General features: G+C 69.8%; 25 protein-coding genes. 10 read left to right on the forward strand and 15 right to left on the reverse strand.

Translation table 11 applies throughout. The features are described from left to right. Positions 1 to 354: 354 nt before the first annotated feature. The gene (locus GA0070617_RS04060) at positions 355 to 1,089 is read left to right on the forward strand and encodes an HAD family hydrolase (protein WP_091434053.1); all 735 of its coding nucleotides are present in this window, start codon (positions 355 to 357) and stop codon (positions 1,087 to 1,089) included. On the opposite strand, the gene GA0070617_RS04065 is transcribed toward GA0070617_RS04060, so the two are convergent. Further along, a complete protein-coding gene (locus GA0070617_RS04065) occupies positions 1,086 to 2,354 on the reverse strand; it encodes a helix-turn-helix domain-containing protein (RefSeq protein WP_091434056.1) in 1,269 nt (422 codons plus the stop codon). The two genes, GA0070617_RS04060 and GA0070617_RS04065, sit on opposite strands and share 4 nt — an antisense overlap. Positions 2,355 to 2,542: 188 nt before the next feature. On the opposite strand from GA0070617_RS04065, the gene GA0070617_RS04070 reads away from it, so the two are divergent. After that, the gene (locus GA0070617_RS04070) at positions 2,543 to 3,130 is read left to right on the forward strand and encodes a class IV adenylate cyclase (protein WP_200905145.1); all 588 of its coding nucleotides are present in this window, start codon (positions 2,543 to 2,545) and stop codon (positions 3,128 to 3,130) included. 73 nt (positions 3,131 to 3,203) lie between these two features. On the opposite strand, the gene GA0070617_RS04075 is transcribed toward GA0070617_RS04070, so the two are convergent. From GA0070617_RS04075 to GA0070617_RS04105, 7 genes are all read right to left on the reverse strand, one after another. Then, positions 3,204 to 3,662 carry a PPC domain-containing DNA-binding protein gene (locus GA0070617_RS04075; RefSeq protein WP_091434058.1) on the reverse strand — a complete coding sequence of 153 codons (459 nt, stop codon included), beginning with the start codon at positions 3,660 to 3,662 and terminating at the stop codon, positions 3,204 to 3,206. A gap of 83 nt (positions 3,663 to 3,745) precedes the next feature. Further along, positions 3,746 to 4,453, reverse strand: coding sequence for a creatininase family protein (locus GA0070617_RS04080; RefSeq protein WP_091434060.1), 708 nt, complete (start codon positions 4,451 to 4,453; stop codon positions 3,746 to 3,748). Between the two features lie 4 nt (positions 4,454 to 4,457). Beyond that, the gene (locus tag GA0070617_RS04085; protein WP_091434062.1) at positions 4,458 to 5,285 is read right to left on the reverse strand and encodes an endonuclease/exonuclease/phosphatase family protein; all 828 of its coding nucleotides are present in this window, start codon (positions 5,283 to 5,285) and stop codon (positions 4,458 to 4,460) included. Positions 5,286 to 5,300: 15 nt separating this feature from the next. Next, complete coding sequence (gene tmk / locus GA0070617_RS04090; RefSeq protein ID WP_175440428.1) at positions 5,301 to 5,900, reverse strand: dTMP kinase; 600 nt, start codon at positions 5,898 to 5,900, stop codon at positions 5,301 to 5,303. Beyond that, positions 5,897 to 7,000, reverse strand: a complete 1,104-nt coding sequence (locus GA0070617_RS31260; protein ID WP_091434066.1) for a radical SAM protein — start codon at positions 6,998 to 7,000, stop codon at positions 5,897 to 5,899. The genes tmk and GA0070617_RS31260 overlap by 4 nt, the downstream gene beginning before the upstream one ends. Beyond that, a complete protein-coding gene (locus GA0070617_RS04100; protein WP_091434068.1) occupies positions 6,997 to 7,968 on the reverse strand; it encodes an aminoglycoside phosphotransferase family protein in 972 nt (323 codons plus the stop codon). The genes GA0070617_RS31260 and GA0070617_RS04100 overlap by 4 nt, the downstream gene beginning before the upstream one ends. Beyond that, positions 7,965 to 8,552 (reverse strand): HD domain-containing protein, encoded by a 588-nt coding sequence (locus tag GA0070617_RS04105; protein ID WP_091434070.1) that lies wholly within the window; start codon positions 8,550 to 8,552, stop codon positions 7,965 to 7,967. Before GA0070617_RS04105 ends, GA0070617_RS04100 begins: the two co-directional genes overlap by 4 nt. Before the next feature lie 36 nt (positions 8,553 to 8,588). Here GA0070617_RS04105 and GA0070617_RS04110 point away from each other — a divergent pair, with 36 nt between their 5' ends. After that, complete coding sequence (locus GA0070617_RS04110) at positions 8,589 to 9,035, forward strand: hypothetical protein (RefSeq protein WP_091434072.1); 447 nt, start codon at positions 8,589 to 8,591, stop codon at positions 9,033 to 9,035. Here GA0070617_RS04110 and GA0070617_RS04115 read toward each other — a convergent pair. After that, positions 9,025 to 9,636: a hypothetical protein gene (locus tag GA0070617_RS04115; RefSeq protein ID WP_091434075.1), complete on the reverse strand. Its 612-nt coding sequence runs from the start codon at positions 9,634 to 9,636 to the stop codon at positions 9,025 to 9,027. The genes GA0070617_RS04110 and GA0070617_RS04115 overlap by 11 nt on opposite strands. Positions 9,637 to 10,102: 466 nt before the next feature. On the opposite strand from GA0070617_RS04115, the gene GA0070617_RS04120 reads away from it, so the two are divergent. The 6 genes from GA0070617_RS04120 to GA0070617_RS04145 all read left to right on the forward strand — a co-directional run bounded on the left by GA0070617_RS04120 (position 10,103) and on the right by GA0070617_RS04145 (position 16,292). After that, a complete protein-coding gene (locus GA0070617_RS04120; protein WP_091434077.1) occupies positions 10,103 to 11,509 on the forward strand; it encodes an APC family permease in 1,407 nt (468 codons plus the stop codon). After that, the gene (locus GA0070617_RS04125; protein ID WP_091434080.1) at positions 11,506 to 12,519 is read left to right on the forward strand and encodes an acetamidase/formamidase family protein; all 1,014 of its coding nucleotides are present in this window, start codon (positions 11,506 to 11,508) and stop codon (positions 12,517 to 12,519) included. Before GA0070617_RS04120 ends, GA0070617_RS04125 begins: the two co-directional genes overlap by 4 nt. A 14-nt stretch (positions 12,520 to 12,533) precedes the next feature. Further along, positions 12,534 to 13,217, forward strand: coding sequence for a GOLPH3/VPS74 family protein (locus GA0070617_RS04130; RefSeq protein ID WP_091434082.1), 684 nt, complete (start codon positions 12,534 to 12,536; stop codon positions 13,215 to 13,217). Positions 13,218 to 13,254: 37 nt separating this feature from the next. Continuing rightward, positions 13,255 to 13,923 carry a GNAT family N-acetyltransferase gene (locus GA0070617_RS04135; protein WP_091434084.1) on the forward strand — a complete coding sequence of 223 codons (669 nt, stop codon included), beginning with the start codon at positions 13,255 to 13,257 and terminating at the stop codon, positions 13,921 to 13,923. 288 nt (positions 13,924 to 14,211) lie between these two features. Continuing rightward, a complete protein-coding gene (locus GA0070617_RS04140) occupies positions 14,212 to 15,327 on the forward strand; it encodes a tetratricopeptide repeat protein (RefSeq protein ID WP_091434086.1) in 1,116 nt (371 codons plus the stop codon). Positions 15,328 to 15,539: 212 nt separating this feature from the next. Beyond that, the gene (locus GA0070617_RS04145; protein ID WP_229688389.1) at positions 15,540 to 16,292 is read left to right on the forward strand and encodes a hypothetical protein; all 753 of its coding nucleotides are present in this window, start codon (positions 15,540 to 15,542) and stop codon (positions 16,290 to 16,292) included. A gap of 416 nt (positions 16,293 to 16,708) precedes the next feature. On the opposite strand, the gene GA0070617_RS04150 is transcribed toward GA0070617_RS04145, so the two are convergent. Further along, positions 16,709 to 18,178: a site-specific integrase gene (locus tag GA0070617_RS04150; RefSeq protein ID WP_091434089.1), complete on the reverse strand. Its 1,470-nt coding sequence runs from the start codon at positions 18,176 to 18,178 to the stop codon at positions 16,709 to 16,711. Here GA0070617_RS04150 and GA0070617_RS04155 point away from each other — a divergent pair. Then, on the forward strand, positions 18,162 to 19,781 hold the full coding sequence (locus GA0070617_RS04155; protein WP_229688410.1) for a hypothetical protein: 1,620 nt from the start codon (positions 18,162 to 18,164) through the stop codon (positions 19,779 to 19,781). The genes GA0070617_RS04150 and GA0070617_RS04155 overlap by 17 nt on opposite strands. Before the next feature lie 69 nt (positions 19,782 to 19,850). On the opposite strand, the gene GA0070617_RS04160 is transcribed toward GA0070617_RS04155, so the two are convergent. From GA0070617_RS04160 to GA0070617_RS04180, 5 genes are all read right to left on the reverse strand, one after another. Beyond that, positions 19,851 to 20,219, reverse strand: coding sequence for a DNA-binding protein (locus GA0070617_RS04160; protein ID WP_091434090.1), 369 nt, complete (start codon positions 20,217 to 20,219; stop codon positions 19,851 to 19,853). A 240-nt stretch (positions 20,220 to 20,459) separates the two neighbouring features. Beyond that, positions 20,460 to 21,074 carry a hypothetical protein gene (locus tag GA0070617_RS04165; RefSeq protein WP_229688388.1) on the reverse strand — a complete coding sequence of 205 codons (615 nt, stop codon included), beginning with the start codon at positions 21,072 to 21,074 and terminating at the stop codon, positions 20,460 to 20,462. An 85-nt stretch (positions 21,075 to 21,159) separates the two neighbouring features. Then, entirely contained in the window at positions 21,160 to 21,708 is a 549-nt protein-coding gene (locus GA0070617_RS04170; protein WP_091434094.1) for a DNA cytosine methyltransferase, read from the reverse strand. A 105-nt stretch (positions 21,709 to 21,813) separates the two neighbouring features. Further along, positions 21,814 to 22,728, reverse strand: a complete 915-nt coding sequence (locus GA0070617_RS04175; protein WP_229688409.1) for a TRM11 family SAM-dependent methyltransferase — start codon at positions 22,726 to 22,728, stop codon at positions 21,814 to 21,816. A 70-nt stretch (positions 22,729 to 22,798) separates the two neighbouring features. After that, entirely contained in the window at positions 22,799 to 23,713 is a 915-nt protein-coding gene (locus tag GA0070617_RS04180) for a hypothetical protein (protein ID WP_091434098.1), read from the reverse strand. Positions 23,714 to 24,231 lie beyond the last annotated feature (518 nt).

A 24,231-nucleotide genomic window follows, 5' to 3' on the forward strand; every position in this document is an offset into this window, starting at 1 on the left:
TCCAACAGTCGCAGGCGATCGGGAGCGAACAGCCATCCCCGCCGCCGGACGCGCTGCATGTCCGTGGCTGGATCAGCAAATCGGCAGCAGCCGCGGCCAGCGCGATGATCACCACGTAGGGCAGCGAAGGTGCCGTCCGGACAGCTATGCGCGGACGAGCCGCCCGGGGCCTTTCGGGGAAGGCTCACTCACCGTCGCCGACGTCGGGTGTTGTCGGACAGGCATGTCATCGGACTATGACAATCCACCGACACCCGCTGCCGCGACCGCATCCGCCGCTTGGCCTTTCGGTCCGGCCGCGAACCCGGAGCGATCGGCAGGGTTAGCTGCTCGTGCCCGTGCGACGATGGATCTATGAACCACAGCAGCGCCGGCTTGGTCATCTGGGACGTTGACGGGACGCTCATCCCCGCGGACTTGCGTTGGCTGACGCGCGCGATCGCTCGTGCGTACGGCATCGCGCAGTCCGAGGTTGTCTTCCCTGACAAGAAGGTGCATGGGTATACGGACGAGTCGATCGCCGTGGACACGGCGATCGCTTCGGGCGTGGACCCGTCATCTGCGGAGGCAGGCATACCCGCCTTCCGTCAGGCCATCGCCGCGGTCATGCGAGAGGGTCGGCAGGAGTTGGCTGAGGTCCAGCCGCCGTATCCAGGTGCTGCGGCGAGCATCGCGAAGCTGCACGAGCGTGGCTTCATCCAGACCGTGCTGACCGGCAACCTGCGTTCGGCCGCCGAGGTGAAGCTGGACGTGGCGGGCTTGGACGATTTTCTTGATCTTCGCATCGGCGGGTTCGGATCGGACGCGCGAGATCGCTTCCAGCTTCCGGCAGTCGTAGCTCAGCGCTACTCCGCGATCTACGGTGACCCGCTCGATTCCGCTCGAACGATCGTCATCGGGGATGCGCCCAACGACATCGCTTGCGCACGTCACGCCGACTTTCGCGTCGCTGTCGTCGCTCACCGGCTTGGGCGTCGAGAGCTGGCATCCTACGAACCTGACGTGGTACTCGACAGTCTCGACCCGACGACGGTGGCGGCAGCCGTCAGTTCGCTGTTGAGTGCGGGCGGAACGCCGGCTGCTCGTTAGGCGGCCATCTGCTCCTCGAGTTCGAGGACAAGCGGCTCATCGCGCCATCGGTCCAACCGTTGTCGAGCTCGTTGGGCTCGAGCGATGCCTCGATGGTTTCCACCGGCTTTCAGCTGGTCGTAGGTGGCGCCAAGCAAGGTGCAGGATTGTTCGAGTTCGCCGGCGTCGGCGTAGGCGCTGGCGAGGTCTACGGCTGCCGCCAACGCGACGTTGGCGTTGGCGTGGTCGTGCTGCAGCATCTGTACCGCACTTTCCAGCACGGTCACCGCTTGGTGGGGCTGACCGAGAAGGAGATGGCACGTGCCCGCGTAGACGTGGAGGCGGGCGCTGCTCCAGTCGCTGTAGAGGCCGACACAGTCAACAGGCGACAATTCGTTGACCGCTTCTTCTGCCCGCTTCAGGGCCGCCGTGGCCTCGCGGGGAAGTCGCAGGGCCGCGAAGGCTTGGGCCTGCTCGGCAGCTACTCGCGCCCGTGCGGGTGGACTGAGATCGGTGGACGCACGGGCGGCCTCATCGAGGAGCCGCAGGCCGATCATGATGTCACCATCTGCGTCGATCAGTGTGGCAGCCTCCGAGTGGAGGTTGCTCTCGAAGATGCGTGCCGTTGCGCTGATCCTGCGGCTGCCCAGCCTGTCGCCGAGCTGACGGGCATAGGCACAGTGAGCGAGCGCGAGGGCACGGTTGCCCTGCGCGCTCCACAGCCGGCTGGCGACGATCGAGGCTTCGGCGAGCATCGCTCCGATATCAGCGCGGATGGGAGCACGACCCGCTTTGCGATACAGCGTTGACAGGCAGTCACGGTGGGCCTCGATCAGACCCAGTAGCGCGTCGGGTGACACGGCCTGGCGCTGCTGGGCCAGCATGCTGGTGAGCGTGGAGAAGCTGTTCCACTCGCCCACCAGGTAGTCCGTTCCCGGTGTGCGGGCGAGCGCCTCCGCAGCGGTGGAGGACGAGGGCTCAGCAGCCACGTGGCACGCCATAGGGGCGGCCGTGCCGCTCAGCACGTGCCGGTTGCTGGCGAGCCGGATGCGATCGTATTCCCGGACCAGTCTGCCGCCGGTTCCCAACACCTCGTCGCTTCGGGCCCAGAAATCGCGGCCCACACGCTGCCGGCCGGTCTCCACGTTCGCGATCGTGCTCCGTCCATAGCTCACCCGCGGGGCGTACGCCTCCTGCGTGTAACCAGCGGCTTTGCGGCTGCGGGCCAGCATTTGGCCAAGAGCGATCCATGCCTTGGCCACGTCTTGTGGTGGCACGCTCGACATCAGCAGCTCCCGATGGGTACGAACGCTCGCGCGAGGCGAGGCAGGTTGGCGTGGGAGCACTGTAGTGCAGGTCTGTGATGCGCCAGCTACTCAGCGGCTTCATCCAGCACGTTTCCGACAAAGTTCCGACATTGGCCTCGCGGTCGTCCGAACTCGCGTGACCTCCGATGCTCGTATGCTCCCTGCTCGTGACCCACGAGCCGGCCAACAATGATCATGAGGTTGAAGCCAAGTACCGCGTCGACGACCTGCAGAGGTTGATCACGGCGCTCGCCCGGCGGCAGGTCGTGTTGACGGAGCCGTCGGTCCAGGACGACCAGGCGTACGCACCAGCCGGCTGGTCGTACGGAATGTCGAAGGTCGGTGTGCCGTTCGCGCGTCTTCGCACGCAGGAGGGGCGCCATCTGTTCACAGTGAAGAAGCCGATCGACAATGAGATGGCGTGCCTGGAGCACGAATGCGTGATCCTCGACCGTCACGCGATGCACGCTGCTCTAGCGACGATGGGTTGGGTGCCAACCGTACGAATCGTCAAGCACCGCCGAACTGGCGATTGGGACGGCGCGACGGTCTGCGTCGACGTTGTCGACGGGCTCGGCGCATTCGTCGAGGTGGAACGGGTGGTCAGCTCCCAGCACTCGGGTGAACAGGTGCAGCACGGACTCGATGCGATGATCCGCTCACTCGGCGTGCCTGTACTGCGGGTCGTGGACACCTACGACACATTGATCTGGAATCTGACGAGCGCGGCTGTTGGGACGTCGGCGCGGGTCTGAGGGGGTCGAGTCCACGGCTGTTGTCGCCCCGGCTGTGCCGGCTGTAAGCCTGGGCTGCCGCGCTCGGCTGTCTTCAAGGGAATTGCAGGAGTGGCACGTCGTAGAGGTCGGTTTGGCGGACGCGCCTCATCGATGGCTCGGCGATCTCAACAATGATCATCTCGGTGAGGAACTGGACGGTCGCGGCGAGCAGGTGGCTGGTGTGGGCGGTGGCGCTGTGCGCTTTCAAGCCGACGGTGAGGTGGATGTGCGGCTGGATGGTGTCGGTGTCGGGGTCGTAGGCGAGGGTGCCGCCGCCGAGGGCCTCGATGTTGGTCAGATGGACTTTGGACCAGACGGGGGCGTCTGGGTTGTCGAGGCGTTCGCAGGTGCCGACGATGTCTGCGGTGGCGAGGCCGGCGATGAAGGTGGGGATGTAGCCCTGGCGGATGTCGTGGGTGCGGCAGGTGCGGTCGAGGGCGTCGTAGAAGTCTTCCCCGTGGTCGAAGACGGCGGCGATGGTGCGGCCGGGGACGACTTCGCGGCTCCGCAATGTGGGCTCCTTCGAGTTTCGGCTGGCGCGCAGTGAGTGATGGGTGCCGCCGGGAGGATTTGTCGCGTGGCGCGAGTGCTGGCCTATTGACGGGTAAGCATGGTGAGGGTGTCCTCGAAGCTGCGGGCAAGGCTGGCGAGCACGGCCTGTCCCTTGGCTTCGGCGGCCAGAGATGGTTGCCCGATTACTCCGGTGCTCGTGTAGGCGGTCATGCCGAGTGTCAGGAGGTGTGGCCGCTCGGTGAGGTGATCGGCGGTTCCGAAGTCCGAGCCGACGGCATCCGGCGCGGCGTGGAGAAGGATCGACGTCTCGATCTCTCCGGCGTGCATGTCGTCGTGGGTGGTGCTTTGCAGTCCGGCGTCGTGGCGTGCTTGGTCCCAGTCCTGGCGACCTGGGAACAGTGCGAGGCGTGGCCGGTCGGTGTTGGCCTCCTGGACGATGTTGGACAACACGTAGTTGCCGCCGTGCCCGTTGACGAGCACGAGACGATCGATGCCTTGGCCGTGGAGGGACGCCACGACGTCGTTGATGATGGCGGTGAGGGTGGTGGAGCTGAGACTGACAGTTCCTCGCCACGCCGCGTGCTCGTGGGAGCAGGACAGAGTGATTGGCGGAAGCAGGAACAGGTCGTAGCGTTCCGCGAGCGCGGTGGCGATGGCGCTGGCCACGATGGTGTCGGTGGCGAGCGGTAGGTGTGGGCCGTGTTGTTCGAAGCTGCCGATGGGGAGGACAGCGACCGTCGCTCGGCGGCGGGCTTCGTCGGCCGCCGTGGCGATCGTCCAGAGGGTCACTGGTCTATTCTGCCGCCCGTCTGGAAGACGTACGGGACGTCAAGGGAGCTTCGGCGCTGCCAGTACCGGCACCGCGCCCGCAGGCACGCCGTACGTCGATGTCGGCGCTGTGCGCGCAGTGGTCGGTGAGACCCTCAAGGCGAGGTTGGTCCAGGTAGGCGGCAGCTGCCAGATGGGGCAGTAGCCCAGGGCCGGCATGGAGGTAGTCGAAGCGGTATCCGTTTCCGGCACGGCCGATCCAGCTGTGTGCCTGCACGTCGGGGTGCAGAGTCCTGTGGACGTCGGTGAGCCCGAGTGCGGTGAGGGCGTCGAGAAAGTCGTACTCGAAGGGTCGAAAGCCGGGGTAGCGGGGTTGGTGGTTACGGCTGATGACGTTGTAGTCCCCGCCGACCACCAGGTTTGCGCGGTCGGTGGTAGGTAGTCGGCCTAGGGTGTCGGTGACGGTGGTGAGGAAGGTCTGCTTCTTGGTGAGCTTGGCTGGTGCCCGGTCGCTGGAGGGGACGTAGAGGCCGAGGATCGCCACGGCAGGGTCGGTGTCGAGGGTGAGGGCGGGGGCCCGGCCGGGCAGGCTGATACCCGCGGTGAGGTGTGGGGCTGGGCGGGTGGGGATGCGGCTGGCGATGGCACAGCCGCGGTCGCCGTCGGGTGAGGGCTGGTGAGTGATGAACAGCCCGGCTGCGCGCAGGCCGGTGAGAAGGTGCCGGGTGCCGGGTCCGTTGCTGGTTTCGGTCAGGATGACCACGTGGTCATCGCGCTGCAGCAGCCAGGTCAGAAGGTTCTGCGCACGGGCGAGGGCGGCGGCCTGCACGTTGATCGTCAGGATGGACAGCACGGTGAGCCTCGCTGGTCAGGGGCCGTCGGCGGGTAGCAGGGCGAGAATAGTGTCCACGACCTGTTCGGGGGTGAGGCCGTGGCAGGCGACGACGTGTTGGCGCCACTGCTGCCGGTGCAGGTGGGTGGCGGCGTCGCGGTAGAGGGCGAGTTCTTTCTCGGGTGAGCCGGCCAGTTCCAGCCTGGTCAGGTGCGGCCTGGCTGCCAGTCGGGTGCGGATGACCTCTGGGTGGTCTTCGAGGTAGATGACGGTGGCGGGCAGGACGTAGCGGTTGTAGGACCAGATCTCGCCGAGGTCGAGGCCGTCGATGCGTTGCAGCACCAGGGAGGAGGCGACGTACCGGTCGGTCACGACGTGGAGTCCGTCGTCGAGCCGGGGAATGATCTCTGTTTCGATGTGCGCGGCGCGGTCGGCGGCCAGAGCGAGAGCCAGTGCCTTGCCGTGCAGGAAGGACTCCTGCCGGCGCAGGAGTTGGCCCAGGGGTGTGCGGGTGGGCTCGCTGGTCAGGTGGACCCCTGCCGGTCCGAGTTCGGCGAGGCGGTCGGCCAGGCGACGGGCGACGGTGCTCTTGCCGACTCCGTTGGGGCCTTCGACGGCGATGAACAGGCTGCTCACCCCTTGGCCAGGGACAGCGGGAGCAGTCGACGGCCGGATGGGTCGGTGACGGGGCACTGCTCGGTATCGACATCGCCGATGCGGCCACCGGTGGCGATGACCGCAGCAGGGCAGCCCTTGCCGCACTGTCCGGCCAGCGCGCAGGAGCCGCAGGTCGGGTTGGCGCCGAGCCGGTAGCGGCCGTGGAAGTCGTAGGCGTCGAGGCCGATGACAACCTCACTATCGAGGATGTTGCCGGTGAGGAACTCGGTATCGCGGTGCGCGGAGGCGGGCGTGCGGGCGGCGAAGACCAGGTAGGGGCACACGGCGACCTGCCCGTCGACGAAGACGTAGATCAGTTTTCCCGCGTCGCATCCGCCCAGCGGCAGGTCGTCGTTGGGGAACCGGATGCGTACGAGGTCGAGTTGGCCGGCGAAGCGGTCGGTCACGGCCGTGATGGCGTCCATCGCGGCCGTGGTGGCGGCGAGCTTACTGCGGCTCTTCACCCCTCGTCCGAAGGAGGACAGCGGGTTCATCAGCACGTACTCGGCGCCGACGTCGACGGCGAAGGCGCACAGGTCGGCGAACTCCTGCGGCACGGTCAGCGCGTTGGGCGTGGACAGCAGGCCCTTGAGGAGGCCGGCCTTGGCGAACTTGCGGGTGGTGGCGACGGTGGTGGCGAACGACGACCGGTCGCCGCGGAACTTGCCGTGGCTGTCGGGCCGGAACCCGTCGAAGGACACGTTGACGTGAACGTTGCCCAAGGCGGCCAAGGCGGCGATGTCGGCGTCGCGGGTCAGTGTCGCGTTGGTGCAGATGCCCACCGGCAGTCCCTGATCGGCCACCGCCTGGCACATGGCGATCAGGTCGGGGTGGACGAAGGGCTCGCCCCCGGTGAGCGTGAGGCGTTCGACTCGGGCGTCGAGCAGCCGGGGCAACACTCGGGTGGTGAAGTCGCCCAGGGACAGGTCGGACCCGACTGCGGTCGAGGAGACGAAGCAGTGGGCGCAGTGCAGGTTGCACCGTTCGGTGATCTGCACCAACGCCTTGCGTCCATCCCCGCCGACGGAGGTGCGGAAGTAGCAGGACGAGGCGTGGGTGTCCACGATGAGGCGCTTCATAAGGATCTTCCCGCGGTAGTGAGATGAACTCCGGACGCGCCAAACGGGGCGGCGTCGAGCAGTTGCGCGGCAGCGTGCAGTTGGCGGTGCACGACCTGGGTGTGAGAGCCATCGGTGTGGCGCTGGTGGTGGCCTGCGGCGGCCGTGGTCAGAAACCACCAGGCTGCCCACACGCGGTGCCATCCCAGCGCCCACTGAGCCGCCGGCAGGCCGCCGCGGTCGGAGTGGGCGTCGGTGCTGCCGCCAGCCGCGACGTAGGCGCGGATCAGGCGGGTAAGTTGGGCGGGGTCTGCGGCGTTGCGGGTGCCGAACCAGGTGGCGAGGTCGAGCAGGCCGGGTCCGGTGAATGCTTTCGCCCAGTCGACGAGACGGCATCCCGTGCGGCTGACGTGCAGCGAGCTGCGGTGGAACTCGCCGTGACACCAGCCGAAGGGCTCTCGTTCGGCGCCGTCGGCGCGCCGGCCCGCCACGGCTTCCAGCCGCCGCAGCAGTTCCTCGGTCGTGGCCGTGTTGAGGAAACGGCCCTGGCGGTGTAGCGCGTCGAGTGCGGCGAGCGCCTGCTCTGGGAGGCGCTCCAGGGTCTGCTGGCCGAACACGGGCAAGGTCGGCATCGGGGGGATGGTGTGGATCGCGTGGGCGGCGGCTGCAGCCTCGGCCGTGGTGGGTGGGCGGATGGGGTCGCCGAGGTCGTCCATCAGCATGCCCAGCGCCTGCGGGCGTAGCGTGTAGCCGTGCAGGTGGGGCACCGCCGCGCCGTTTTCGTTGAGGGCTCGCAGCACGGCGGCTTCGCCGGTGAACGGTGATGTGGCGAGCTTGCAGATCACGCTGCTGCCATCGCTCAGGTACAGCCGCTGCACCGTCGACAGTTCCCACTCCTGGATGACCTGCCCACCGGTCTGTTGATGGCCAGCGGCGGTGAGCAGGTCGCGGCGTAGCTGGTCCGCCAACGCGGTACTAATGGCGATCATGATCTGCTCGCCGTCTGGATGCCGGTGGCGGCTCTCTCGAGCAGCGCCAGCGCGGTGTCGAGGCGTGCCGACATCGCGGCCGGCAACCGGGGGTGTGCTGCCTGGTGAAAGGCCCGGAAGTGCGGCAACAGCGTGAGCAGCGCCGGGCGCCTGCGGAGGAAGTCGGTGACGTCGCCGCTGGCGTGGGCCCGTCGCAGCAGCGATGTCAGCGCGACGATCTTGTCGGCGGTCGAGGCCAGCAGTACCGGCAGGTCGTCGACGCGGATGGGCGGGACCGGCATGTCGAGGGCCCGGTGCTCGGCCTGCAGGGCGGCGATGATCCGCGGTACCTGCGGGCCGTAGGCGGCGGCGAGGACCTGGTAGATGTCCGGCGTGCCCGGGGCGAAGTCGGGGATGTCGTGCAGCAGCGCTGCCGCTATCAGATCCGGGTCGGGGTTTGGTACATGCTCGCCGATGGTCACCGCGACCCGGACCGCGTGGGCCAGTGCGGGACGGTCGTCGATGGCGTGTCCGGCGCACCATCGCTGGGCGTCGCGCAGGGCGCGGTCGACGGTGGCGGCCCGGGGAGGGGATAAGACGGTCATACCCTGATACCTCCTGGTTGCCGTAGCATCGGCGCCATGTCCGGGCCGCTACCGCAGTGGTGTGAGCAGACGTGCGTGGTGTGTCCCGCCCAGCAGCTCGGGCCGGGCCAGTTCGACGTGGTCGACCGGCCCGGACCCGAGTTCGCCTACAACCCGGACATCGGATGGCGACTCACCGCCGAGGGCGTCGCGGTGTGTGTGCACCCGTACCGGGTCGGACTGCCACCGGGCCGATACGCCTCACGCGGTGAGCCTGTCCCCGACCAGACCCCACGACCGGCGCCGACGCCCGCCTCCCTGGTGCTGCCTGCCGAGCTGGTGGATCTGGAAGGCTGGCTCGTCGCCGTGCTGCGCGACGCCCCGGAAGAGCAGATCTTCGGTGCCGTTGCCCGCGCCGAGCGCCTCGCCGCGGAGAGGTTCGAGCCGAAGCAGGTGGTGGCGGCCATGCGGCGGGTGCTGTCGGTGGAGCTGGCTAACCGCTGACCGCGACCGGTGTGGTCGCTGGGTCCGGCTGGTCGAAGTCGAAGTCGTGGCTGCGTCCGTCGCGTCCCAGGCCCGCCGCCTGGTAGTGGGCGTTGAGCTGGTTCAGGCGGCGCGTCACCTCGGCGGAGTCCAGCCAGTACCGCAGCGGCTGCGGCCCCCAGCCGGCGGCGGCGTAGTACTCGTCGGTCAGGCAGCCACGGGTGTAGGTGAACTCCTCCAACTCCGTGGCGTGCGGGAACGTGACCCCGAGGTCGCGCTGCATCCGGGACATCAGGGTGAACTGGGCGAGCACGGCGTGGATCATCTCGTCGACCGGCGCCGGCACGAGCAGCTCCGCGGCTTGCTCGTCGCCGCCGGTGAGCTCGAACACCGCAGCCTTGAGCGCGAGGACCCGCATCGCTTCGGTCAGCAGCGGGCCGGCGTCCCGGTCCAGGGACCAGCGGCTGATCGCCGGGTACCCGGTGAATGTCGCCCAGCAGCTGGAGTACTTCATCGACGAGCTGCGGAGCCGTTCGGACGACGAGTGGCGTGTGATCAGGTCGAGGATCTCGGCGGCTCGGCGACCGACCTCAGCCGGTTCGGGCATGGTTCGTGGGGCCATGGCACATCCCTCCTACGGGAGCGTTGGGCACAGGCAGGCGAACCAGCCGGCGGCCGGATCGCCCGTCACCGCTGTCCTCGTGCCGTCGACGCACGGTGATGCCCCATTAAGGGCTGGGTGCACGGATGTCGGTAAGCCGTTGCTGTGACTTCTGACAAGCTCCGACATTGACCAGCCCAGACCGTGAATGGCCCGACGGCCGAAAGCCGTGATGCGGCGTGTCAGTACGCGATATGCGCCGCCTGCGGCAGGGCGTGATAGCCGCCATCCAAGAAGACTGATGTCGGCGGATTGTCAGACGTCGACGGCAGGGCTTACCGACATCGACCGACTTCGCCTTTAGTCACTCTCGTCGCCGGTGGCGCGTGCCGCGTCCCGGACTGAACACGTCACGGCCCAATGCCGGCATGCGGTGCCTTGATGAAGCACGTGCCGACGACTCATTGATCAACTGAAAGGATCCCGGATGTTGGATCAGCACGATCTAGAGCGTTACGGCTATCGGCAGGAGTTGAGCCGCCAACTACGGTTCCGGGACCTGGTTGCGTACGGCCTGGTGTACATGGTGCCGATCGCGCCGATGGCGATCTTCGGCAGCGTGTACGCCGGTTCCGGTGGAATGGTGGCTCTGGCGTACGCGGTCGGTGTGGTGGCGTTGGTGTTCACCGCGTTCTCGTACGCGCAGATGGTGAAGGCGTTTCCGATGTCGGGCAGCGTCTACAACTACGCCGGCCGGGGCATCAGCGCGCCGGTCGGGTTCCTGGCCGGCTGGGTGATCCTGCTCGACTACGTCCTCGTACCGGGCCTGCTGTACCTGGTGGCGTCGGTGGCGATGCACTCCACCGTGCCTGCGGTGCCGGTGTGGTTGTGGTTGCTCGGGTTCGTCGCGGTCAACACGGTCGTCAACTCGGTGGGGATCCGGATGACCGCATTGGTGACCCGGGTGATGCTCGTCGGCGAGCTGATCGTCCTGGCGGTCTTCCTCGCCGTCGCCGGTTGGGCCGTCGCAACGGGCAGGGGCCGGTTCAGCTGGGAGGCGTTCTACAACTCCGACACGTTCACCTGGTCTCTCGTCGCGGGGGCGGTGTCGATCGCGGTGCTGTCCTTCCTCGGCTTCGACGGGATCAGCATGCTGGCCGAGGAGACCAAGGGCGGTTCCCGGCAGATCGCTCGGGCGATGGCCGCTGTCCTCATCCTGGCCGGCGTGCTGTTCATCGCGCAGACGTGGCTGGCCGCGATGCTCATCCCCGAGCCGGCCTCGCTGCTCAGTGACGGGGATCCGAACGGCACCGCCTTCTATGATGCCGCGCAGGTGGCTGGCGGAGGCTGGCTGGCGACGTTGTGCGCGGTCGCCACCGCGATCGCGTGGGGCCTGCCGAATTCGATGGTCGCTCAGGTCGCCACGTCCCGGCTGCTGTACGCGATGGCCCGGGACCGGCAGCTTCCCGGCTTCCTGGCGAAGGTGTCGATCCGCCGCAACGTGCCGATCAACGCGACCCTGCTCACCGGCTTCGTGTCCCTGGCACTGGGCCTGTACATGGCCACCCGCGCCGACGGGATCACGCTGCTGTCGTCGCTGATCAATTTCGGGGCGATGGTCGCGTTCCTGGTCCTGCACGTCTCCGTGGTCGTGCACCACCTCATCCGCCGGCGCAGCGGCAACTGGTGGGCGCACCTGGTGATGCCCGGTATCGGCTTCGTGATCCTCGCCTACGTGGTGGTCAACGCGAACATCGCCGCGCAGCGCCTCGGTCTGGCCTGGCTCGCCCTCGGCATGGTCGTACTCGCCGGCCTGTACCTGTCCGGTCGCCGGCCCGCCCTGTCGGGTCTGGCGCCCGCGCATCCGCAGGCCCGCCACGTCGAGCGAGTGTGACCGCCATGGACACGATCACCTACCGGCCGGCCCGCGACGAGCTGGCCTACACCTTCGGCGGCCGGATTCCGGTGGCCCACGTCCGCTCCGGCGGCATGCTTCAGGTGCACACCGAGGACTGCTTCGGCGGATTGGTGCGCGGCCCGGCGGACCTGCCGTCGCAGGTGTGCCGCATGCCGTACCTGAACCCCGTGTCCGGGCCGTTCTTCGTCGAGGACGCAGTGCCAGGCGACACCCTCGCCGTCCACCTCGCCTCGATCGTTCCGGCCCGCGACTGGGGAGTCTCCTCGACGTTCCCGCACTTCGGGGCACTGACCTCCACCTCGCATACGGCGACCCTGCAGCCGCCTCTCGAGGAGCGGGTGTGGGTGTACGACATCGACCGGCAGGCCGGCACGGTCCGCTTCCACGCCACCGACAGCGACCACATCGTCGACCTGCCGCTGGACCCGATGATCGGCACCATCGGGGTGGCGCCGGGCGGTTTCGAGGCGCGTTCGACCATCGTGTCCGACAGCCATGGCGGGAACCTCGACACACCGGAGCTGCGCGCAGGCACCACCCTGTACCTGGGGGTGAACGTGCACGGGGCGATGCTCGCCCTCGGCGACGGACACGCCCGCCAGGGCGAGGGTGAGGCCTGTGGCGTCGGGGTGGAGATCGCCACAACCACCACCCTGATCATCGAGGTCATCAAAGGCGTCCCGACGGTGTGGCCCCGCCTGGAGACCGACACGTCGATCATGTCAGTTGGCTGCGCCCGTCCCCTGGAAGACGCGTACCGGATTGCGCACCGCGACCTGGTCGGCTGGGTGGTAGACCTCACCGGCCTGGAGCAGCTCGACGCCTACCAGCTGGTGTCACAGGCGGGACGGGCGCCGATCGGCAACGTCTGCGACCCGAACTACACACTCCTCGCCGCCGTCGACAAGCTGCTGCTTCCGCAGCCGCAAGCCGCCTACGACGGGGTGCACGCCCGCTTCCGGCAGCACACCGACGGGCCGAGGTAGAGGGCGGGATCCACATGGCCTCCTCCATCCCCCAGCTGCCGTTGCGGGACGAGTTGTTCCTGCTCGGTCACGACGACGACACCGGCCAGCCACACATCCACCGCCAGGCTCTCGCACTCGGCCTGGCGGGTGCGGTGCTCATCGACCTGTTTCTCGCCGGGCGGATCGGTCTCGACACCACGGACGACACCCAATCGGGCGAGGAGCAGCGGCTGTGGCTGCACCTGGACCGCCCGGTCGGGGACTTGATCGCCGACACCGCCCTGGCCTCCATCCGCTACGCCCACCCGACCCCGCCGCTGCGGAGGTGGCTGCGCGGGTTCGCCGACGACCTGTACGACCGCACCCGCGCCGGCCTGCACGCCGGCGGGATCCTGCGCCACGACGTGCGTCGCCGCCTGGGAGGGCTCGCCCGCACCGACCGCTACCTGCCCACGGACCTCAAGTGGCCGGTCGTCGCCCGCGCCCGGTTGCACTACATCGCCGCCGGCCGTGACCAGCCCGACAACCACACCGCCGCCCTCGGCGGCCTCGTCGCGACCCTCGGCCTGACCAACCACCTGTACCTCGCCGACGACATCGCCACCCTCACCGCGCAGCTACGCACCATTGCCGCGCAGCACCACCGGCAGGTACGCGACATCACCGCCGCGGTCGACGCCGCCGTCGGTGACCTCGCCACCGCCACCTACCGGTAAGCCCGCCCCACCCACCCGCTGCCCTTGGAGGCATCCCATGGACGTCATTCCGCGTATCCGTGCCGCCCGGTGGGCGGACAAGGAACCGGTCGCCGCGCTGATCGCCTACGCCCTGCACTCCGGCCCGCTCGCCCAGTGGCTGGTGCCCGACCCGACCTGCCGGCAGCGGATCCTCACCGACGTGGCGGTGATCTGGGTGGAACACGCCATGTTCTTCGGCGACATCCAGATCATGGACGACCTGAGCGCCGCCGCCATGGGGTTTCACCGCTACCGCAGCATCCCGCCACCGTCGAACTACCACAGCCGACTGGCCGACGCCGCCGGCCCGCACGTGCGGCAGTTCGAACTCCTCGACCAGCTACTCACCCCGGTCCGACCCACCGAACCTCACCACCACCTGGCAGTCCTCGCCGTCCTTCCCGCCGCCCAACGACGCGGCATCGGCAAGGCGATGCTCACCCACCATGAAAGCCGCGTCGACCGCATCGACATGCCCTCGTGGACCGAAATCGCGCCCGACAGCCAGGACCTGTACCGCAAGCACGGCTACCTCCCGAGACCCACGCTCACCCTGCCCGACGGGCCGGTCCTCGTCCCGATGGGCCGCAACCCTCACCCGAACCGCGGCTCCTGGCCCCTGAACACCGCCAGGCCGGCAACCGTCACCGCCCCGGCCCGCGCCCAGTCCGACGCCCAACGCTAGGCCCTGGGTTTCGGTAGCCAGGTCCGGCTAGCACCGCCCCTCTCTGTCGCCGCCCCGCGTCATCGCCCACCCTCTGCGTCGGGCCCACGTCGGGGCGTCCAAGCCGGTCGCCCGCCCGTTGAGGGAGGGCAGCGGCGACCGACGTGGCCGGCGACGACAGCCCCCCACTGTCGTCGCCGGCCACACCCTCCGCTCACATGCGCCGTCTGCGGGTCCCTACGAACTTCACAAACCCGGCGCTGCTCCCACCGCCTGAACGCAACCATGAACCCCCAGGAAGGAACGCCGATGCCGACGCGGACGACCGCCATCCCCGCGTGGACACCCGCCTTCGTCGCCGAGGTCGTCGCCGCGACCATCGAACAAGCCGCCGTCCACGGCCTGCACCAAGCGCCCCGGGACGTTGCCCGCAGCCACCACCTGTCGCCCGCGACGGTTGAGGAATGGGTCTCGCGGGCCCGCGCCGTGCAGGCCGCGCCCGTGCCACCCGGCCTCCTGGCCTGCCACACCTGCGCGCGATCCATGATCCTCATCCAGCTGCCCGGCAGCGGCAGGTTCTACCTGTGCGCGCCGTCCTGCGGGCGCACACCGGTGCCGGCCGAGGAGATCCGCGACGCCGTCGCCGCGGTGATCCTGCACCGCACCCCACACCTCGTCCCACCCGGAAAGACGACCCAGGCCGCCTCCTACGCGCTCGGCCCTATCCAACGCGTCACCGTCGGCGCAACCGGCACAGACCTGCACATCACCTGGAGAGCCATCTCCCTACAGGTCACCGGCCCGATGATGGTCATGGCCCAGCGTCTACACCTAGCCCAGCGCCACGCCGCCGACAACAAGCCCGAGCGTGCCATCGACGTCCTGCACAGCGGGCTCCTGCACGTCGACCCCACCAGCGGCAGGCTCGCCCTGGACACCGCGACCGCCCGCGCCGCCATGCTCCTGGCCACCCTCACCCTCACCAGCGGCGACCCAGCCGCCGCGCTCCCCTGGGCCCAGTGGGGACACCGCGGCCTGCGCCACCTCCTCCGAGACCCCACCAACCCGGAAGTCCGCGCCGCCCTGCGCGTCCTGGCCGCCACCCACCGCGCCGCCGGGAACCTCACCGCCGCCGCCGACTGCTACAGCGACCTCATCCGCCACCACACCCAAGCCGACGGACCCTACGCACTACCCACCCTCGCCACCCAAGCCACCCTCGCCGTCGTCCTGTACCAACACGGCCACCAGGAACCGGCGCAGCAACTCCTCGCCCGCACCATCGCCGACCACCGCCGTGTCCATCCCCACCACCCCGCCATCGCGCGCATGACAGCCGCCCTGTACCGCATGCACACCACAGCTACCGGCCCGCCGGGGCATCCCCCGCACATCGCAACGTCCGCCACGCCCGGCGCCAGCTAGACCGCCGCGCACCTGACCACCCACCACCGGGACAACCGGCCTGGGCGCACCCGAAACAAATGCGCATCGAAAGGACACCAAACACCTTGCTCCGCACCACCCCCACCACGCGCCGATGGTCGGCAGGACTGATCGCTGGCCTCCTCCTCGCCGGCTGCCAACCCGGACCCGCCAGCCCGACACCGGCCACACCAGCCCCCACGACGCCTCCGATGCCCCCATCCCCGGCACTCGTAGCGACCGCGCCCGGCCTCACCCCACCGCAGCGCCTGCGTCTGCTCGCCGGCACCATCACGGCCGCCCCCGCCGATCGCACCATCGACCTGCCCTACACCTACCTCCACACCCAATCCTGGACTCGTGCCACCAATGTCATCACCCGCTCGGACCTACAGCGCTGGCGCCGCGACGCCGACGACTCCGGCCGTGAGGTGACGCGCCGGCTCCCCGACGTGCATGGCCTCGCCCACCGTCCGACACCTGACGAGCGCCGCCAGTTCGCCACTGCCGGGACGAAGACGACGCGATACGTCAGCGGCGAACTCGAGCCCTACCTTCCCGAACCGCTGACCACCGACATCGCCGAGCTTGTTGGTGCGCTGGCCCCACGCGAACTGGCCGGTGAGCCCGCGTACCCGCGCATGCTCGTCCAAGGCGTCATCGGCGTCGCCACCAGCCAGTACCTCAATCAGGAACAGCGCGCAGCCGCACTGGGAGTCCTCGCAGACGTGCCGGCCATCTCCTACCAGGGCGAGCAGACTGACCTCGCCGGACGAACTGGCCTCGGCTTCACCGTGAGTGCTGACAACTCCCAGACGCAGCTCATCGTCCACCCCCGCACAGGCGAGATCCTCTCTGCCCAAGAACGAGTGCACGGCGCGAAGGCGGGCTTGTTCTCTTACGTGCTGATCCTCGAACACGGCCACACCGGCACCGACACCGCAACGCTTGGCGGGCGGCCTTGAGCTGCCCCGTCCGCTCGAGGGCGTACACGGGCGCATCGACTCCGCACGGTGGTGACGTCGCCCTCGACGACGGTCACGTCGTGGCCCGCCAGGTTCGCTCGCCGCCGGGCCGCCAGCCGACCACCGATCTCCACGGCCAGCGCCGACGCACCAGCGGCCATGAGGGGACCCAGTCACCTGCCCTGCTCTGGGCCCCAATCTCAGAGACGCGCGTACCCGGTCGCAGCCCGCACTCGGCAAGCACCTCATACCCTACGCAGCTACCCCGGCCGAGCTGCCTGAAATTGTCGGGATCATCGTCGAAGCTGCCCGCTGCCTCATCCACTGGCCGTCACCTCTCACGGCGCGAGCGCCGTCCGGAACGACCGAGGCCTCGTAGGAGGGCGGCCTGCTACAGCTCGGCGACGATAGTGGCATCACCCCGCGAGGCAGGGACCGCGGCGCTTCCGGTTGATCTTCTTGGCGACGGCATCTGCGGCGTCCTGGTGCATCCGCTTGGTGACGCTCTGGTAGGTGTCGCGGGTCAGGGTCGTGGTGGAGTGGCCGAGTTGCTCGGAGACGACCTTGATGTCGATGCCGGCGTCGAGGGCGATGGTGGCGGCGCTGTGGCGCAGGTCGTGCAGCCGGATCGGAGGCAGCCCGGCCTTGCGGACAAGCTTGCGGAACCGTTGGGTGACGGCGTTGGGGTGCCACGGCTTTCCGTCGGGGCGGACGAAGAACAGGCCGGTGTCGGGCCATGCGTCGCCGGCGGCGAGTTGCCAGGCGGCGCGGCGGGCCTTGTAGGCGGTGAGGACCTTGGTCGTGTCCGTGTCGAGGGCGACGTCGCGGTTTCCGGCCCTGCTCTTCGGCGGTTTCTGCACGGCGGTGTAGCCGTGAGTGGCGATCTGGTTGTTGATCGTGGTCTCGCGGCGGTGCAGCCGCACCTCGCTGTCGCGCAGGCCGCACGCCTCGCCGCGGCGGGGCCCGCGGTAGGCCATGTAGTGCCACATGGGGTGCAGGTCGGGGGCGTGTACGGCGGCGTAGTCGAGGAACTGCACGACCTGGGCGTCGGTCCAGACCATCACCGGTCCGGGGACCTCGCCGGTGGCCTTCCACCGTTGCACGCGTTCGTCCTCCCACACGATCGGCAGGGGCCGGTCGGCGGGGACCTTGACCAGGGCGGCGGGGTTGGCGCCGACGATGAGTTCGTCGGCGAGGGCGTCGTTGATCGCTTTGCGGAGGCAGGCGCGGATGCGCTGGCGTGTGCTGGCGCCAGTGGGTCGCACGCCGGTGACGGACGCGCGGACAGCTGGGTCGGTGCTCGCCTTCGCGGCGGCGATCTCGTCGTTGCGACGCTCGATGGCAGCGAACATGGCGCGGATGTGGGTGGTGCGCAGCTTGTCCAACGGGATGTCGCCCAGGTGTGGGATCAAGTGGACCCGCGCGATCGATTCGTAGCCGCGCTGCGTGTTCGCGTCGATCGTGAGGTGGATCAGCCAGCCGGTGAGGTACTCGGCGACGGTGGGCATGTCGGCCAGCGCACCGTCGCCGCGCAGCCGTTGGCGGATGCGGTCGACCTCGGGCAGGGGACGTTTCGCGCGTACGGCGGTTTGCAGCAGGTCGGCGATCTCGGTACGGCGGCGCCGGTCACCGTTGGCGAGGGCGAGCAGGTCGCGGGCGTGGTCGAGTTCGTCGGCGGCGGCACGCCGGGTGGGAAAGCTGGAGCGGCGTAGCTGCCGGCGCCCGCCATCGGTGGTGGGTGGTAGTTCGAGCTGGTAGGCCCAGTGGCCGTGGTCGGAGCTCCAGGATCGGTTCGCGCGTCGTAGTTTCGGGCAGTCGTTTCCCAGTGGCTTGCCGGTGTCGGGGTGGCGGCAGCCGCAGCGCTTGAAGATGCTTCCGTCTGGCATCGGTGGTGGTGCTCCCGTTCGTCTGGGGTGGTGGGGCATCGGTTTGGTCGATCGACATCCACGCGTGACCGGCGGGCACGGTCAAGTCGCCGCGGTTCCAGGTCCGGTGGGTGGTCCATCCGCTGGGCCGGTGACCGGCGAAAGTCAGATGCGCCCTGCTGGGGAGTCTGAGATCCTGTCCGGTTCGCGTGAGATCGGGCATGGAGGACGGCCGATGGTGGCGGCAGTTGACGTGGTGAGGGGTCGGGTGCGGCGCCCGGAGTTGCACGCGGCAGTGGCCCAGTTGATGGCGGCGGTGCTCCGCGACTTGGCCGCTCGCGACGGCGTGCCGGTGTTCGCGACCGTTCCCGACTTCGGCGAGTGGCACCGCCACGGGCAGGAGGCGTTCCTCGCGATCCGCCGCGGCGCCTGGCAGATGCCGGCCTGGGTCACCGACTACCGGTTCTTGGACACCTTCGCCGAGATCGGGGCGGTGCGGGCCGTCGTGGCCGCCGATGAGGTGCTGCGCGAGCGGATGGATTGCCTTGTCGGGGTGGAGTTCGCCCTCACGCTGCGGCAATTGGGGTGGACGCTGGTGCAGCACGTCCTCGAACCCATGGTGGCCGCCGTCGGGGGTTACCGGTTCGACCAGGAGGCATTCGACGCCGCGTACAGCAGGTTGGAGGACGGTCTGCTGGCCACGCGGGCCCGGCTGGTCGAGGTGGTCCCGCTCAACGCCTTCACCCCCACCGCGGGCATCGAGGCGGTCACGTTGCCGGACGGCCTGGTGCTGCAAGCAATGAGCGACCGGCAGGTGAGCGCCGCGATCGGCTACCTCGCGGTGCCGATCGCCTTCGCGGGCGGCCCGAACTCGGTGACCGTGTCGCGGTTCCACCAGTGGGCCCTGACCCGCTGCACCTCGTACCCGGTGTGCTCGGACGTGGACGTACCCGCCCAACCGACGGCGCCGGATTCTGGCGCGCTGGTCGAGCCAGCCAGCCGTCTGGTGACGGCGCTGCGGCTGGTGTGCGGCGGGTCCGTCACCGCGACCCGGGCGATCCGCTGCCCACCGGACGACGACTTTCCCCAGGGTCTGGGGCCGACGGCGTCACTGTCGGCGCTACCCGCCTTCGACGAGGAGCGGCCGACGATCCTCGGGCGAGAGCAGGTTGAGGCGGTGCGCGAGGTGTACGACCTCCTCGCGCATCCCGTGGTCCGGGGGAACCGGGGTCTGCAAACCGCGCTGCGCCGGCTGGTCCTGGCGGGGGCTGACCGGGTGCCGACCGACCGGCTCATCGACCTGATGGTCTGCAGCGAAGTGCTGTTCATCAAACTGCCAGGCCTCCCAGCGGATCGTTGGAAGCAGGACAAGGTCGTTGCCGGAGCGACCGTGCTCTTGGCGGACGACCCTGTCCTGCAGGCGCCTCCCGAGCGGCTCGAGGCACTCCTGCGTCTGGGGTACCGGCTCCGCAACGACGAGATGCACGGCGACGACCCGAGCAGGCGGGAACTGCGCACGCTCACCGGTCAGCCGACAGATGACCTGTCAGCCGTCGTGGATGACATCGAGCTGGTGTTGCGCCGCACCCTGGTCCGGCTCCTCTCCGGCGTCGTCGAGCAGTAGTCGGCGCGACTGCACCGGCACGGCGTACGGAGCCGTGCCGGTGGACCGTGCCTACCACCCCCGGTGGGGTCAAGGCGGAGGGCTGCAGCCCGTGGTGTCCCTGTCCGCGCCCGAATACCCGCCGTCCTCGTCGGCACCCGCCCCGCCGGTGTCATCCGCTGCCGGTACCGGCAGGGACTCGAGGTGCAGTTTCCGCAGGATGGGGGCGGTCGGCACGCGGTAGTACGCGCCGGCCCGGAACAGGGGCACCGGGAAGGCGTCGCGGGCGGCCAGCTTGTAGGCCGCCGAGCGGGAGATGCCGAGGATGGCGGCGGCGGTGGCGAGGTCCGTGGTCGCCCCGAGCGCCAGGATGCGCTCGGTGGTCCAGGTACAAGCTGCGTCGTCGCTGTCGGGGTTGGCGGCGGGGGTGAGGCTGCGGGTTCGTCGTGCTGATCGCATGGGCTTGACTCCTAATCTCGGACCGCCAGCCGCAGGGGCGGTAGGGTCCTGGGGTTTTCAGATGAGGGCTGGCTCTCCGCATGCGGCACCGCCATCGCGTCGGACTGGCGGTGCCGCCTGCGGAGCGAGGCCGTGGAGGCGGAGCACGCCGATGCCGGTTAGCGGGATCTCACTGGCACCCTGGCCTCAACCGGGCGCGCCACCACTGGCCATGTCGGTAGGCCAAGGAACCTTCTCCCGCTACCACCTGCACGGGCACAGCAGCAGCCGCAGGGCGGCGGCGGCCTGTTGGGGCACGACGCCGTTGCCGAGGACCCGCAGCGCGAGAGTGCGCGGCAGCCCCAGGTCGGGGTCGGTGACGTGGCCTGGGTCTAGGCCCATGAGCCACTCCACGAACGGCGGCGCGAGGACGGGTTTGCCGTGCCGGCCGATCTGCGTGGGTTCCGGTGCGGGCCGGCCGAGCAGCAGCTCCCAGCGGGCGACCGCGGCGGCGTAGCCGCCCCACCGCTGTTCGTCGGGCTGCCCGAGCCCGGCGATGGTGGTGCGCAGGTCCGCGCCGCCATCGCCGTGCTGTCCGGGACCGCGCCCGTCGGACGCGCGGGGGGTGGGCAGGGTCCGGGCCGGGACCCGCACCGCCGCGGCGGGCAGGGTCAGGTCGCCATGCGAGCCGCGCTGCCCGGGGCAGCCCTTCTCGCCGTCGGTGGCCCGTGGGGTGGGCAGCAGCACCTGCGACAGCGGGGGCCGGAACCCGGCCCCCGCGCGTCGTCCGGGCGTCCCGGTGTCGCTCGCCCTGGGGGTGGGCAGCAGCCGCGCGCCGTCGACCCGCGTATGCCCGTGCTCAACGGTGCGCCCCACGGTGGAGGTGGATAGGAGGCCGTGGGTCGAGCCTGACGGTTCGATGAGGTCGGGCAGCCCGTGCTGGTGGCCGGGTCCTTTACCGTCACGGGCGCACGGTGTCGGCAGCGTCCGCACCCCCTCCCCGTCCTCCGGCGGGTGCGGCCAGCAGGAACAGCCTGTCCCGGCGGTGGGCGGCGCCGATGTCGGACGCGCGTAGGCACGTCCAGTTCGCGTCGTACCCGATCGCGGCCAGGTCGGCTTCGACGACGTCGAATCCCCGCCGTAGGAGCGCGGCGACGTTCTCCACGAACACGAGCGGCGGTCGAAGGACGCGAACGGCGTCGGCGACGGCACTCCACAGGCTGGAGTGCTCTCCGGTGATGCCGGCGCGTTTGCCGGCATTCGAGATGTCCTGGCAGGGGAACCCGGCGGTGAGGACGTCGACGGGTTCGACGCGGGTCCAGTCGACGGTGCGGATGTCACCGAGGTTGGGCACGCCGGGCCAGTGGTGGGCGCAGACGGTGCGCGCGTGCCGGTCGGTTTCGGCATACCAGGTGAGCTCGCCGCCGAGCACCAGCTCGACGGCCATGTCGAGGCCGCCGTAGCCGGTGCACAGCGATCCGATGCGCGGTGCGGGTCGGTGGTCAATCACGCACCTCCCCGGCGTCTAGTGTCGGAGTCTCACCGCGCGCGGCCAGCCGCATGCAGCAGCTCTTCGCTCCAGCCCTGAGGCTCGTGTAGCGGTAGGTAGGGGCACTCACACGACCACCCCTCCCCCGAGGTTTTCCTTCGGGCTTCCTGCATCCGAGTCGGTCTGGCTCTTGATGAACACGAGGACGTCCTCGTGCGCGATCAGGTGCATGGGGGTGCCGGCGGCCCGGGCCTTACGGACGGCCTGAAGTTGGAAGAACGACGGGCGGGCGACGAGCCCGCCGTCGCGGACGGCGGCGAGCAATGCCACGCACCGGTCGACCGGGGTGAGGCCGGCCCGGATGCCGGCGCCGATGACCGCGCTGGGCAGGTCGACCAGTTCGCCGTGCTTGCGCCACGGTCGGGCGGTCACCACGACGACCCCACCAGGCTTGAGGAGGGTGTGGCAGCCGGCGAGGATCTGGGCGAACCCGTCGGCGAGTCCGGTGAGGTCGCGGTAGGCAAGGTTCCCGCGGTCGGTGCCGTCGTTGTAGGCGTTGTCGAACTTCGCCACCCCGTCCGCGCCGGGCCGAACCAGGCCGTGCACGGTCGGCCCGTACGGCGGCGAGGTCACCACGAGGGCGACCTGCCCGGCCAGGGCTCCGGGTACGAGCGACAGGATGCGGGTGGCGTCGCCGCGGATGACGCCAGCCCGGCCGGTCGCGCCCTGGGTGTGGGCGTGCGTGATGTTGGCGTCGGCGATGTCGGACCAGCGGGACTCGTACTCCACCCCGATCGCGTCGCGGCCGGCGTGGATCGCCTCGACCAGGGTGGTGCCGATCCCGCACATCGGGTCGAGCACCAAGTCCCCCGGTTGGGTGTAGGCGGTGACGGCGTGCGCGGCGATCGCGGGGAGCATCCGCGCCGGGTGCTGCACTGACTCACGGACGTACCGGCCGCGGCGCTGGACTGGGCCGGTGGACTGCGCAGTCGCCCACACCGACAGGCCCTCCGGGCCGGGAGCAGCCCGGTGGCGTCCGATCGGGTCGGGGCTCGTGGCGGCAGTGGTCGTGGTCTGCTCGTGGGCCGGTTCGGGGGTGTGTGCGCGGTGCCTAGCCACGGCGACCACCGCCCTCGCGCCCGCCCCGGCGCGGGGTGTGGCGCTGAGTCTGGCTGAACACCATCAGGTCCGCGTGGACCCGCAGGTGCGCCACCCGCCACCGATCGCCCATGCTGTTGGCGAGGGTGAGGAGTTCCTCGTCGGTGACGTGGTAGACGAACGCGTCCCCGTCGGTGTCGGCGGTGACCGCGACAAGGTGCTGCAGGTAGCCCAGCCCGACGCCGGCGGCGGCCTCGACCACGCCGGAGAAGTCCTCCGGGCCGGCGGTGGTGCCGGCCGGGACGGTGACGACGAGGATCAGGCAGCCACCCGGCTCCAGCAGCTGGGCGCAGCCGGTCAGCAGCCACGCCAGCCGCACCCGGTTGGCGGCGGCGTTGGGGTCGAGGGGCCAGCAGGCGACCACGAGACTGGTCGCCTGCTGCAGGGAGCCGCCGGCCTGCCGCCCGGCGGCCGTGTCGGCCGGTGGGTGCAGGTCGGGGTCGGTGAGGTCGTCCCCGAACCAGGCGCCCATCTCTGGCAGGTCGTCGTCGGCGTCCGTGTCGCCGGTGGTGCCGGCGGGCGGGACGGGAGTGGCGGGGCCGATGATCAGGCTGGAGGCGTCGGTGAACCACGCCGGGTGGTGCAGGCGGGCCCCAGCCGCGCAGGCCTGGGTGAGGGCGTGGTCGGGGCTGAGGTCGACGACCGCCTCGCCGGGGCGGCTGTAGGCGGCGATGAGCCGGGCGGCGAGGCGGGTGCCGATGCTGCGTCCGGCGTCGCCCGGGGTGCGGGCGGTGCGCCAGACGGTGAGCGGTACCGGCGGGTCACCGGCGACCAAGTCGGTCGGCGTCGGGTCGACCCCGGCCAGCGGGCCGGTGTCGACGATGGGATCGTGCTGCGGGTTGTGGTGCTGCGGCGTGTGCTCGCTCATGTGGTGTCGGCTCCGCGCCGCGCCGTGGTGCGCTGACACCCTCAAACCGGTGTTTGTCAGCTGTGGCGAACACCTGCCGACCTCACGGTGATCTCACGAATGTCTGACAGCCGATTCCTGTCCGCTCGGCTGGCCCGGGAACGCGGGATGATCCGGCGGTCGCCGGCTCGATCGAGCCGGGGTCGGCGTCGTGAGATCGTCACAGCGCTCGGCCACCCCCGGCTGTCAGACATGCACGGTCACGACCACCTCGACCATGACCGCAACTTGCGTCGATGACACGGGGGCGCTGGCCAGTCTTGTCAGATCGCCGTCCGGTGTCCCGGACGGCGGCGGGGTCTGTCCCGGACGGCGGCAGCGTCACCGAGGACACCGGTGCCGGATTGTCATCGGAGGCGGCGGCCGTGTCAGACCGTCCCCACGCCGAACGAACGCTGTCAGACGGCGCGGGCCGCCGCGGCGCGCGGGGTGACGATGACATTCGGCGGCGGTGTCAGCCGGTCGCGATCTGACACCGT

The organism is Micromonospora yangpuensis, assembly GCF_900091615.1.
GTDB classification, from domain to species: Bacteria; Actinomycetota; Actinomycetes; order Mycobacteriales; family Micromonosporaceae; genus Micromonospora; species Micromonospora yangpuensis.